Raw genomic sequence first — 12,419 nt, 5'->3', positions numbered from 1 at the left:
AATATTGTGACAGTGGCCCCTAACTCGCTGCGAGTTCAATTGGTTTCAAGAAAATATGAAGGCAAGGATCAAAGCCCGGCGGGCCCTCAGGCAATCAGCCGTGAGGCAAATTCGGGAAGCAGCCCCGCGTCGCCCGCAAGCCGGAAATCGGCGCCCGCGAGGCCGGTGCGAACCAGCCAGTCGTCGAATTCCGGCGCACGCTTCAATCCGAAGAGGTCGCGGACATAGAGCGCGTCGTGGAACGAGGTCGACTGGTAGTTCAGCATGACGTCGTCGGCGCCGGGCACGCCCATGATGAAAGTGACGCCGGCGGCGGCCAATAGCGTCAACAAATTGTCCATGTCGTCCTGATCGGCCTCGGCATGATTGGTGTAGCAGACGTCGACGCCAAGCGGCAGGCCGAGCAGCTTTCCGCAGAAATGATCTTCGAGCCCGGCGCGAATGATTTCCTTGCCGTCATAGAGATATTCCGGACCGATGAAGCCGACCACGCTGTTGACGAGCAGCGGATCGAACGCGCGCGCCACCGCATAGGCCCGCGCCTCGCAGGTCTGCTGGTCGACATTGTGATGCGCGTTGGCCGACAGCGCCGAGCCCTGCCCGGTCTCGAAATACATCACATTGTTGCCGACCGTGCCTCGGCGCAGCGACAGCCCGGCCTCGCGCGCCTCGCGGAGCAGCTTGAGATCGACGCCGAAGCTACGGTTAGCGGCCTCGGTTCCCGCAATCGACTGGAACACTAGGTCGACCGGGGCGCCCTGCCCGATCAAGCCGAGCGTCGTCGTGACATGGGTGAGCACGCAGCCCTGCGTCGGGATCTGCAATCGCGAGATGATGCCGTCGAGCAGCCGCAGCAGCTCGCCAATCACGGCCGGATCGTCGCTCACCGGATTGATGCCGATGCAGGCATCGCCTGAGCCTAAGAGGATGCCATCGAGGATCGAGGCGGTAATACCCCTGGCGTCGTCGAAGGGATGGTTGGGCTGCAGCCGCACGCTCATCCGTCCCTTGAGGCCGATAGTGTTGCGGAACGCCGTGGTCACCGCGCATTTGCTCGCAACCAGGATCAGGTCCTGGTTGCGCATCAGCTTGGAGACGCCGGCGGCCATCTCCGGCGTGATCCCGCGCGAGACCTTTGCCAGCGTTTCGCTGGTCGCGGCATCGGACAACAGCCAGTCGCGAAAGCCGCCGACGGTGAACGACGAGATCGGCGCAAACGCCTGCGCCGCGTGGGTGTCGATGATCAGTCGCGTGACCTCGTCGTCCTCGTAAGGGATCACCGCCTCGTTGAGAAACTGCTTCAGCGGCAGGTTGGCGAGCGCCATGCGCGCTGCGATCATCTCTTCCGCGCTTGCCGCCGCGACGCCGGCAAGACGGTCACCCGACCGCGGCGGCGCCGCCTTGGCGAGCAGTTCGCGCAAATCGCCGAACACGTAGGAGGTCGCACCGATGAGCTGGCGATAGACCATGCTGAGTTTCCCAAAACCGTATCAGCCTGATGGCAAGGCTATCCTATCACCATGCGCGCGACGATGCGGAAGAAGAGATTGGCGATTTTTAGGGCACGGCGCAGCCGCCGGGCCGCTGCGTCCAACTAGTTCAGCGTATGATAATAGCGCGCAAAGAAGCTTATCTCATGGACGAGCGCGGCAAACACAAACAGTATGTGGAATTTCACATTGCGCGTCATGGAGGCGACACCGCAGAGCGTTATGAATATGCCGACCGACACAAGATACTCAGGTCCGAGCGACTGCAGATGCGCATCGCCCTTGACCCAGGTATCGACCACATCGAGCGCCTCGGTGAGTGCCGCAAAACCGAAGAACCAGTGCCGGCGGGACAGGAAGTAGTCCTGGTAGCCCTTGTATTCCTCGAGATCCAGCGGGAAGAGCAGCGCGCTGAGGAAGAAGTACATCGACGCGTAGGTGCAGACGAAGAAGTAAAGGCTGAACGTCCAGTGCGGGATCAGGCTTAAGCGAAATTCCCACCACCAGAACGTGACGACGTTCACCAGCGCCCAGGCTACCCAGCCAAGATGCACAGGCCATATCCGGTAGCGCTTGGGATGCTGGACGATTGCCGCGATGCCGCTGACCAGGCGCGTCACGCTGAGCCCAAGGATGATTCCGATCAGCACCCGTACGTGAAGATAGAGATCGGCATTGCCCGACAGGGCAGCAGTTTGAGTCATCAGTTCCAGTTTCCACCACAGTCGAAACAGCGCGGCGAAGTCGGCCCGCTTCCGCCGCCCTGCCCGTTGTCTATCTTGATTCGGTGAAGGGAAGCCTGACGATGGCTGCGCCTGGTGAGATCCATTCTGTCTGGTTGCGTGAAGTACCGTGAAACCATTTTTGGTTGCCGGCACTAGCCTGATTGTCCGCTGATCCTGATGGCCGCCGAACCAGCGACCGGCAATTGTCGTGGCATGCCAATGACTCGTTGTGGTCGTGCACAGCTACCAAATATTCCCGAGCAGGCAAAACGCCGCGATGCGCAATTGGCTGAAATAACTGGTTTATTCGGCTTTAGTTGCAGATCTCCAGATTTCGCGCGTTAAGACAATGTCCATCAAAATTCAGCACACTTTGCCGATGTTGGCGGCATTCGCTGGACCTGCGCCGGCGTATTGCTACCCCTGAATTGCAATATCCCTGCTCGTTTTTGGTGACCCCATGGCATCCCGGTTTTCGCTTGCAGCCAAATTGTATTCGATCTTCGCGCTGTTCGCGGTCTTGGTCGCGGCCATCACCGCTTTGTCCGATTACAACACCCGCCAGAACGCCGAGCTGACCGAAGCGGTCTCGATCGCCAGCCGCGCAGCGCTCAATGTCGAGCGCATCAACTCGCTTGTCTATGCGGTCGTGATGGAATCGCGCGGCATCTACATGTCGTCGGAACCTGCCGTCGTGAAGAAATACGGCGACGGGCTGCTCAAATTCAACGCGCGCATCCTCGACGTCGTCAAGAACTGGGAGTCGCTGGTGCAGGCCGATGATGCCCAGCAGTTCGCGACCTTCAAAAAGCGCATCGAGCAGTTCGTCGACTTCCGTAAGGAGCTGGTGCGCCGCGGCGTCGAGATCAACGGGGCTGCGGGGCGCGAATGGGGCGACAACGACGCCAACCGCGAAGTGCGCACCGCGCTGAACAAGGATCTCGAAGCGCTTTCGAAAGTTTATGCCGAGCGCAGCAAGAAGCTGGCGCAGCAGACCGACACCAACCACACACTGGCCTTTGTGCTGACCTGCCTCGGCATCATGGCGCTGGCGGTGGTTGTCATCGGCGTCCTGATCATCGCGCGCTCGATCGCGCGCCCGCTGTCGGCCATCACCTCGACGATCAAGCAGGTCGCCGACGGTGCCGAAGGCGTCGAGGTTCCGCACACCGGCCGCGCCGACGAGATCGGCGCGCTGGCGCGCGCCATCAAGATCTTCCAGGAGGCGATGGATCGCAACCGCAATCTCAATTCGCAGGTGCTGGAGGATTCCAAGGCGCGCGACGAGCGCTCCCGCCACATCGAGGCCTCCGTCGACGCCTTCCGCGAAGCCATCGGCGGCGTCGTACGTGCCGTCACCGACAATGCGACCGCAATGCGCGACACCGCCCAGACCATTGCCAGCGTCTCCTCCGACGCCCGCGGCCGCGCGGTGGCCGCCTCCGGCGCGACCGAGCAGGCGTCCAGCAACGTGTCCGCCGTCGCCAGCGCCGCCGAAGAGTTGTCCGCTTCCGTCGAGGAAATTGGCCGCCAGGTCCGCCAGTCGGCTGGCGCGGTCGAGCAGGCGGGCCAGCGCACCGACAAGTCGGTGGCCGAAATCGAAGGGCTTGCGGCTGCGACCCAGCGCATCGACGGCGTGCTCAACCTTATCCAGGCGATCGCCGAGCAGACCAATCTTCTGGCGCTGAATGCGACCATCGAGGCCGCGCGCGCCGGGGATGCCGGCCGCGGCTTCGCCGTGGTCGCCCATGAGGTCAAGGCACTGGCCGAACAGACCGCCAAGGCGACCGCCGAGATCGGCCAGAATGTCGGATTGATCCAGACCTCGACCAAGACCTCGGTCGAGGCGGTGCGCGAAATCGGCAACGCCGTGCGCGAGATCAACGAGGTCACCTCGATCATCGCCAGCGCGATCGAGCAGCAGGATTCCGCGACCCGCGAGATTTCGTCGAACGCCCAACTGGCGGCGCAAGGCAACGGAACGCTGGTGGTCAACATCAACTCGCTGAGCGAATCGATCGGCACGACCAGCACGGCGGCCGCCTCCGTCCTCACCGCTTCCAACGAGCTGACGGCAACTGCCGATACGCTGTCCCGCGAGGTCGAGAAATTCTTCCGCAATTTGCGCGCGGATTCTTCCGAGCAGATGCGCAAGACGGGGACGTGATCAAGCGAACGGCTGAGAGGATGTGAAGCTAGCTCTTTCCTCGTCATTGCGAGCGTAGCGAAGCAATCCATGTCTCAGCGTTGGGATAGATGGATTGCTTCGCTTCGCTCGCAATGACGGGTGGAGATCGCCTCACTCATCGGTGATGACGGAATCACGTTTCTTTCTCACTCCACCAGCAGCACGTCCACGGCAACGCCGAGCTTCTGCTTGCGCGATCCGACGATGATGCCGTCGATCGGCGAGACGTCGGAGAAGTCGCGTCCGACGGCCAGTATAATGTGATCGTTCTCTACGATGAGGTCGTTGGTTGGATCGAAACCGATCCAGCCGATGTCGGCGCCGCACCACACGGACACCCAGGCGTGCGTCGCGTCGGCGCCTTGCAAGCGCGGCTGGCCCGGAGGCGGAATGGTGCGCAGATATCCGCTGACATAGGCCGCTGGCAGGCCGAGCCCGCGCAGGCCGGCAATCATCACATGGGCAAAGTCCTGGCACACGCCGTGACGCTTCTCGAACACTTCGCGAAGCGGCGTCGAAATCACCGTTGCCTTGGGGTCATATCTGAAGTCTCCGCGGATCCGGCGCATCAGATCGGCGGCGCCGGCAACGATGCCGTTGCCGGGGGCAAAGCTTGCGGCGGCATAGGCGGTGACCGACGCCTCCACCTGCACCAGCGAACTGGCAAAGACGTAGCCGACCGGCGACATCGGGCCGAGGCTGTTGGATTCGAAAGCTGCGTCGCGGATGTCTTCCCACGACGGGCTCGGCGCCGCACGATCGAGCGCCCTGCGCGCGACCGAAACGCGCGAGCGGGAATCGATGCGCAAATTGCGATGCGCCGCCTCGATCAGCACGCTCTCAGTATGGGTTCCGAAAAAATCCCGCCGCACCGTGCGCTCGGCCGGCCGCGGCCGAATCTCGACAGTATGGGAAATCAGTTGCTGGCCAGCTCCGCTCCACGGCTCGAGCCGCAGCGAACAGCGCGCAAAACTCACCGGGCTGTCGTAAGCGTAGGTCGTGACATGCCGGATGTCGTAGATCACGCAAGGCCCGTCAGCTTTTCGGGCCGGCTGGCGTGCGGCCCGTGCGGGAAGTAATGCTGGCCGACGGCATCGGCGAGATTGAGTAGCGCCTGTTCGAGCGAGAACAGGCTGGTTACATCGAGCGTCGCAGCCTCCGCCGTGGTCAGCGTTGCCTGCAAAGCCACCGCCAGCCGCTGCGGCCGCTCGATCAGGCCGTACTCCTTCAGGCTCGGCAGCGCGGCGATATGGTCGTTCAGCGCGGCGACCTGGAACGCGACCGAGCGCGGATTATAGGGGTCGAGCACCGCCAGATCGCGCACCGGCGCCAGCGCCGGTCCGACCAGATAGCGCGAGCGATAGGTGATCTGGCAATCCACCAGCGTCAGCAGCATGTCGAGGTCTTCCTCGCCGGCCTCGTCGTAGGCGAACTGCCGGGCAAACCGCACTGTGTTGATGGCGCGCTCGGCACGGCGGCCCATGTCGAGGAATCGCCATCCGGCGGCGCGGTTCATGTTCTCCTGCGCCAGGCCCGCGATGCTCGCCAGTTCCTGCAGTGTCAGTTCGGCGGCACTGACGATGCTGTCGTCGTCATCGACCTGCAGCGCGAGGCGCTCCACCATCTCGGTGATGATCTGCCAGGCATCCGGCGAAAGCCGCTCGCGCAGCGAGCTTGCGGTGCGCTGCACCGATCGCACCAGCGAGAGCGCCGAGCCGAACTTCTGCTCGCTCTGCAGCGCCTCGGCGATCACCCGTGCCGGGTTGGTTCGCGTCGTCTGCGACGTGGCGCCCCAGCTCACCAGAATCCGCTGGATGCGCTCGACCGAGGGCAGCGCGGCAGATGCGCCGTTGGCGGAATTGCGCGTCGAGGTGCCGAGCGCGCGGATCAGCCGCAGCGTCGCCTCGGCGCGCTCGAGATAGCGCCCGAGCCAGAACAGATTGTCCGCGGCGCGGCTCGGCACCACGCCGGCAATGCGCCTGATCCGCACGGTGTCGGCGGCGGGGAGCAGCGTCGACGATGCCACCGCCTTGTCGGATACCACCCAGACGTCCGCCGATCGCGCGCCATCGCCCATCGACACGGCGCGGGCATCGGGCTGCTCGGCGATCCGGCAGAAACCGCCGGGCATGATGGTCCAGCCATTCGGGGTTGCGGCGGCGAAAACACGGAGCACGAACGGACGTGGCGTGATCCGCCCGTCCTCCCACACCGGCGTCGTCGACAGCCGTACCAGTTCCTGGCCGACATAATCGATGCCGCGGTCGGTGATTGCCTGCCGGAGCCGGTCGCGTTCGGCGGGCGGCAGCTCGCCGGCAAGCACGGGTCCATGATTGGAAAAGCCGGGGACGGCGCGGCCATAGGCGCCCTCGATCGCAAAGTCCTCGATCCGCGACAGCACCTCGTCGCGCGCCGATTTCTGCCCGCACCACCAGGTCGCGATGTGCGGCATGATCAGGGTCTCGCCAAGCAGGCGCCGGCACAGGCTCGGCAGGAAACCGAGCAGCGCCCTCGCCTCCAATACGCCCGAGCCCGGCATATTGGCGACGACGACGCCGTCCTTGCGCAACACGTCGATCAGGCCGGGCACGCCGAGATGCGAGGAGGCATCGAGCTCGAGCGGATCGAGAAAATTGGAATCGACCCGGCGCAGGAGCACGTCGAGCCGTTTCAGGCCAGCGACGGTGCGGATATGGATGCGGTCGCCGCTGACGGCGAGATCATCGCCCTCGACCAGGAGAAAGCCGAGATAGCGCGCCAGCGTCGCGTGCTCGAAGTAGGTTTCGCTGAAGACGCCGGGCGTCAACAGCCCGATCCGTGGCTCGTCGCGGTCGGCGCTGGCGCGCAAGCTCTCGCGGAAGGCTTCGAAGAACGGCGCGACACGCTCGACATTCATCGAATTGTAGAGGCTGGAAAAGGCCCGCGACAGCACCAGGCGGTTTTCCAGCGCGTAGCCGGCGCCCGATGGCGCCTGGGTGCGGTCGTTGAGCACCCACCAGCGCCCGTCGGGGCCGCGGCCGACATCGGCGGCATAGAAATGCAGATAGCGGTTGCCCGGCGGTTTGACGCCGCAAACTGCGCGCAGATATTCGCTGCTGCCGGCAATCGCGGCGGCGGGCACCGCGCTATCGGCCACCAGCCGCCCCTCGCCATAGAGATCGCGCAGCACCATTTCGAGCAATTGCGCGCGCTGCGCGATGCCGGTGGTCAATTGCCGCCAGTCGGCCTCGTCGATGATCAGCGGCAGATGGCTGAGCGGCCACAGCCGGTCGGCGGTCTCGCCGGGCGCCCGATAGGTGACGCCGGCCTCGCGCAGGTGGCGGTCGGCGGAGGCAAATCGCCGCTCGATGTCGACGGGCGACAGCCCCGCAAAGGCGTCGAAGAAGCGGCTCCAGGCCGGCCGTGGCGCCCCGTCGGGGCCGATATATTCGTCGGGGATGCCGGGCAGCCGCGCATAGTCGCGGCTCCATTGCGCCATCCGTCGCTGGCCCGGCCGGGCCCTGCTCTCCTGATTGTTGCCTTGACTGGTGCCTTGGCCTGACATTCCGATTCCCCGAGACCATCGCCTCCGATTAGATCAGGAGCGGCGTCCTCAAGTCGAGCGTCAAGGGGAAATCAACGGTGTGTTCCTCTGGCGGCGGGTCGATTTTGCCCGGGGTGTGGCCGTGATCCTGGAAGCGGGCCAGCCGCCGCGCCTCCGCCTCGTAGGAATTGACCGGCTTGGTCTCGTAGTTGCGGCCGCCGGGATGGGCGACGTGGTAGACGCAGCCGCCGAGCGAGCGGCCGTTCCAGGTATCAATTAAGTCAAATGTCAGGGGTGCATGGACCGGAATGGTCGGATGCAGCCCCGAGGCGGGCTGCCATGCCTTGAAACGGACCGCCGCGACGGCTTCACCAGAGCGCCCGGTCGGCGTCATCGGCATCCGCCTGCCGTTGCAGGTCATGATGTGGCGGCCCTCGACGAAGCCGGTCGCCTTGACCTGCAGCCGCTCGACGGAAGAATCGACGTAGCGCACGGTGCCGCCGGCCGAGCCCTCTTCGCCAAGCACATGCCAGGGCTCCAGCGCCTGACGCAATTCGAGCGCAACGCCGCCATGATGGACGCGGCCGAACGCCGGAAAACGAAACTCGAGCTGGGCCTGATACCATTCCGGCGAGAACTCGTAGCCAGAGAGCCTGAGCTCATCGAGCACGCCGAGAAAATCCTCCCAGAGGAAATGCGGCAGCATGAAGCGGTCATGCAGCGCGGTGCCCCAGCGCACGAACTTGCCCTGCTGCGGCTCGCGCCAGAGCTTTGCGATCAGTGCGCGGATGAGAAGCTGCTGCGCCAACGACATCCTGGGATCGGGCGGCATTTCGAGCGCGCGGAATTCGACCAGCCCGAGGCGCCCGGTCGGCCCATCAGGCGAATAGAGCTTGTCGATGCAGATTTCGGCGCGATGGGTGTTGCCGGTAATGTCGACCAGGATATGCCGGAACAGCCGGTCGGCCAGCCATAGCGGCGCCTCGATGCCGGGCGGCGGCACATGCGAAAGCGCGATCTCCAGTTCATAGAGCCCGTCATGCCGCGCCTCGTCGATGCGCGGCGCCTGGCTGGTCGGGCCGATGAACATGCCGGAGAAGAAATAGGACAGCGACGGATGGCGCTGCCAATACAATACGAGACTCTTCAAAAGATCAGGACGGCGCAGGAACGGCGAGTCCTGCGGCGTGGAGCCGCCGACCACGACATGGTTGCCGCCGCCGGTGCCGGTGTGGCGGCCGTCGACCAGAAAGCGGTTGGCGCCGAGCCGGACCTTTGCGGCATCCTCGTACAGGCTAAATGTGATATCGACCGCCTCGCGCCAGCTTTGTGCCGGCTGGACGTTGATCTCGATGACGCCGGGATCGGGCGTCACCTTGATGACCTCGATGCGCGGATCATAGGGCGGCCCGTAGCCCTCGACATGAACCGCGATCTGCATCTCCTCGGCGGCCGCCTCCACCGCCGAAACCAGTTCGAGATAATGCTCGACCTTCTCGACCGGTGGCATGAAGACACACAGCACGCCGTCGCGGATTTCGACCGCGGTAGCGGTGCGCACCGGCTTGGGCTTGGACCTTGCGTTCGGCCGCCGCCCACCTTTGGATCCCGTCTGCTCCTCGGCCGCAAGCTCCAACCGCGCTTCCATCGGATCCTGCTCGACGACGTAAGGATATTCCTCCGGCGGAACGTGCGGCAGCGATGCCATCGGGAGCCGCAGGCCGAGCGGTGAATCGCCGGGGATTAGAAACAGATGGCTGCGCCGGAGCTGCCAATGTTCACTCGTCCAGGCGGAAGCATCAATGTCCGCGTGCTGGACCGGCAGCACGAAGCCTCGCGGCTTGTCGAGCCCTTGATCGAACACCCGCGCTATCCGCGCGCGCGCCTCGGCGTCGGTCAACTTGGAATCGCTTGGATCAACGTTGACGGGAAGCGCAGCCTCCTGCTGCAGCCAGTGCACGGGGTCTTCATAGGCCGGCATGACATAGTCGGCATCGAGGCCGATCCGCTTCGCCACCGCTTCCGTGAAGGTCTTGCCCTCTTCGATGGTCGCCTTGCGCGGATTGTCGATCGCCGCAATCAGGTCCGCGTTCTTCCAGATCGCCACGCCGTCCTTGCGCCAGTAGAGGCCGAAGGCCCAGCGCGGCAGGCTTTCGCCTGGATACCATTTGCCCTGTCCGTAATGTAACAGCCCGCCCGGCGCGAACCGCGTGCGCAGCTTGCGGATCAGTTCGTCCGCCAGCCCCTGCTTGGTCGGACCGATCGCGGCGATGTTCCATTCCGGCGATTCCAGATCGTCGATGGACACGAAGGTCGGCTCGCCGCCCATGGTCAGGCGCACATCGTCACGGGCGAGATCGGCATCGACCTGTTCGCCGAGCGCATCGAGCCGCGCCCAGGATTCGTCGGAGAACGGCCGCGTGATCCGCGGCGCCTCGCGGATGCGCTTCACGCTCATCTCGAAGCCGAAATCGACATTGGCAAAACCGGCGCTGCCCGAGACGGGTGCCGCCGAGCGATAATGTGGCGTAGCTGCGACCGGGATATGCCCCTCGCCCGTCAGCATGCCCGAGGTCACATCGAATCCGATCCACCCCGCCCCGGGCAGATAGACCTCAGCCCAGGCGTGCAGATCGGTGAAATCATTCTCGACCTCGCGCGGGCCCTCGACCGGATCGATATCGGGACGCAGCTGAATGAGATAGCCGGAGACGAAGCGAGCCGCGAGGCCGAGGTGACGCAGCGTCTCGATCAGCAGCCACGCCGAATCGCGGCACGAGCCGGAGCCGCGCGCCAGAGTCTCCTCCGGGGTCTGAATGCCAGGCTCCATCCGGATGACATATTTGATCTTCTTCGCAAGCTTGGCGTTGAGCTCGACCAGGAAGTTGACCGTGCTATCGGCCTCGCGCGGAATCTCCTTCAGGTACGACGCGAACAGCGGCCCCTGCTCCGTCGTGGCCAGATAGGGCGCCAGTTCGGTCTTGAGATCGGCGGTATAGGGAAACGGGAACGAACTGGCGTAAGGCTCGACAAAAAAGTCGAAGGGATTGTGCACCGTCATCTGCGCGGTGAAGTCGACTTCGATCTTGAGCTCGGTCGCCTTCTCCGGAAACACGAACCGCGCCAGCCAGTTGCCTTGCGGATCCTGCTGCCAGTTCACGAAATGGTACGAGGGCGAAACTTTAAGCGAATAGCTCAGGATCGGGGTGCGCGTATGCGGCGCCGGGCGCAGGCGCACGGTTTGCGGGCCGAGGTCGATCGGTCGGTCGTATTTGTATTGCGTGACGTGATGCAGTGCGACGAAGATCGACACGGACCGGAGACTCCAGCGGCTTTTTTAAGCAGAACACCGGTTCCGGATGGGATCAAGCATTAACAACGGGCATGAAGTGCCTATGGCGCGGGCTGGTATCGCGGCGTAGACTCCGTCAGACTACCTTTGGTTGATTATTGATTGTTGATTACTGTCGCTGCAGTGAACCTCCTTGTTGACGATCGAGGACCGCCATTTGAGGGCGCGGACGAACAGGAGACCTGGCTGATGAGCTTTCTAGTCAGACTGCCTGAAGAGACTTATCGCGGTGATGCGCTCGCGAGTTTCACGGCCAACCCGGATTTTACGCTGGGAAATGCCCAAGCCATGATGTGGCTGGCGCAACTGGCCTACGAGACCGATGATTCCGAAAAGATAAAAAGAATCCTGAGGCGCTTTGGACTGGAGTTTCTGGACTTCGGTTCCAACGAACTCATTCCGGGATCGTTTCGGCCAAAGGGATGCTTCATCGTCGCCCGCGGGCAAGGCGCGACCTTTGTCGCATTTGCCGGTACCGATCCGCTCAAGCCCCAGGATGTGATTACCGATATCCGCGCCAGACAAACTCGGGAAGGACTTCACGAAGGATTCGCCGAGGCCGCCCAGTCAGTCCAGCTCAGGGTCGAAAACGCGATCAGGAGCGAGCACGCCCAACAGCCGCTGTTTTTTGCCGGGCACAGTCTGGGCGGCGCGCTAGCGACCATTTCAGCAATGCTTGCACGGGACGCCGGCTTTCAAGTCACAGCCGTCTACACCTATGGCGGTGCGCGAGCGGGCGGTCGGCAATTTTTCAACAACTACGGACCCAGCCTTCGCAACTGCACGTTCCGCCTCGTCCACGGCAAGGACATCGTCGCGAGCGTTCCACCGAGTTCAGTCGGTGGCGTGTTCGGCAGCTTGCTCGGTGAGTTCGATCACGTCGGGCGACTACTCCATTGCCCGCAGCGTTCGATTTTTACGGAACCGGCACCAACAAAAAGCGATGGAAACGAACCGGACAACTTCATCGGGGCTGCGATCAATGCCGTTCTCGACATCGTCGGGCATATGCCAAGCCTCAAGATACTTCAGAGAATGGATCCGCGAACTCTCGACGATCCCACTAACGACCTTCCGGAAGCGGTGCGCGACCACGTTCCGGCCAGCTACTTCCGCGCGTTGCAGATGCCGCTCGCATAGC

General features: G+C 63.6%; 7 protein-coding genes. 2 read left to right on the top strand and 5 right to left on the bottom strand.

Translation table 11 applies throughout. The features are described 5' to 3' along the window. Positions 1–86 precede the first annotated feature (86 nt). Entirely contained in the window at positions 87–1,469 is a 1,383-nt protein-coding gene (locus RX331_RS11415; RefSeq protein WP_317256660.1) for an ethanolamine ammonia-lyase subunit EutB, read from the bottom strand. Positions 1,470–1,594: 125 nt separating this feature from the next. Continuing rightward, positions 1,595–2,194, bottom strand: coding sequence for a hypothetical protein (locus tag RX331_RS11410; RefSeq protein ID WP_317256659.1), 600 nt, complete (start codon positions 2,192–2,194; stop codon positions 1,595–1,597). Between the two features lie 481 nt (positions 2,195–2,675). Here RX331_RS11410 and RX331_RS11405 point away from each other — a divergent pair, with 481 nt between their 5' ends. Beyond that, complete coding sequence (locus RX331_RS11405; protein ID WP_317256658.1) at positions 2,676–4,382, top strand: methyl-accepting chemotaxis protein; 1,707 nt, start codon at positions 2,676–2,678, stop codon at positions 4,380–4,382. A gap of 167 nt (positions 4,383–4,549) precedes the next feature. Here the strand turns inward: RX331_RS11405 and RX331_RS11400 are convergent, their stop codons facing one another. Genes RX331_RS11400 through RX331_RS11390 form a run of 3 tightly spaced genes read right to left on the bottom strand, consistent with a single transcriptional unit; the run spans position 4,550 to position 11,239 of the window. Next, positions 4,550–5,428, bottom strand: coding sequence for a transglutaminase family protein (locus tag RX331_RS11400; protein WP_317256657.1), 879 nt, complete (start codon positions 5,426–5,428; stop codon positions 4,550–4,552). Then, positions 5,425–7,947: a circularly permuted type 2 ATP-grasp protein gene (locus tag RX331_RS11395; RefSeq protein WP_317256656.1), complete on the bottom strand. Its 2,523-nt coding sequence runs from the start codon at positions 7,945–7,947 to the stop codon at positions 5,425–5,427. Before RX331_RS11395 ends, RX331_RS11400 begins: the two co-directional genes overlap by 4 nt. Positions 7,948–7,975: 28 nt before the next feature. After that, positions 7,976–11,239: a transglutaminase family protein gene (locus RX331_RS11390; RefSeq protein ID WP_317256655.1), complete on the bottom strand. Its 3,264-nt coding sequence runs from the start codon at positions 11,237–11,239 to the stop codon at positions 7,976–7,978. 228 nt (positions 11,240–11,467) lie between these two features. Here RX331_RS11390 and RX331_RS11385 point away from each other — a divergent pair, with 228 nt between their 5' ends. Next, positions 11,468–12,418 (top strand): lipase family protein, encoded by a 951-nt coding sequence (locus RX331_RS11385; RefSeq protein ID WP_317256654.1) that lies wholly within the window; start codon positions 11,468–11,470, stop codon positions 12,416–12,418. The last annotated feature ends 1 nt before the right edge of the window (position 12,419 follow it).

Source organism: Bradyrhizobium sp. BWA-3-5 (assembly GCF_032917985.1).
In the GTDB taxonomy this organism is placed as follows: Bacteria; Pseudomonadota; Alphaproteobacteria; order Rhizobiales; family Xanthobacteraceae; genus Bradyrhizobium.
The sequence above is the reverse complement of the archived record's forward strand: the minus strand, read 5'-3'. Positions and strand labels throughout refer to the sequence as shown.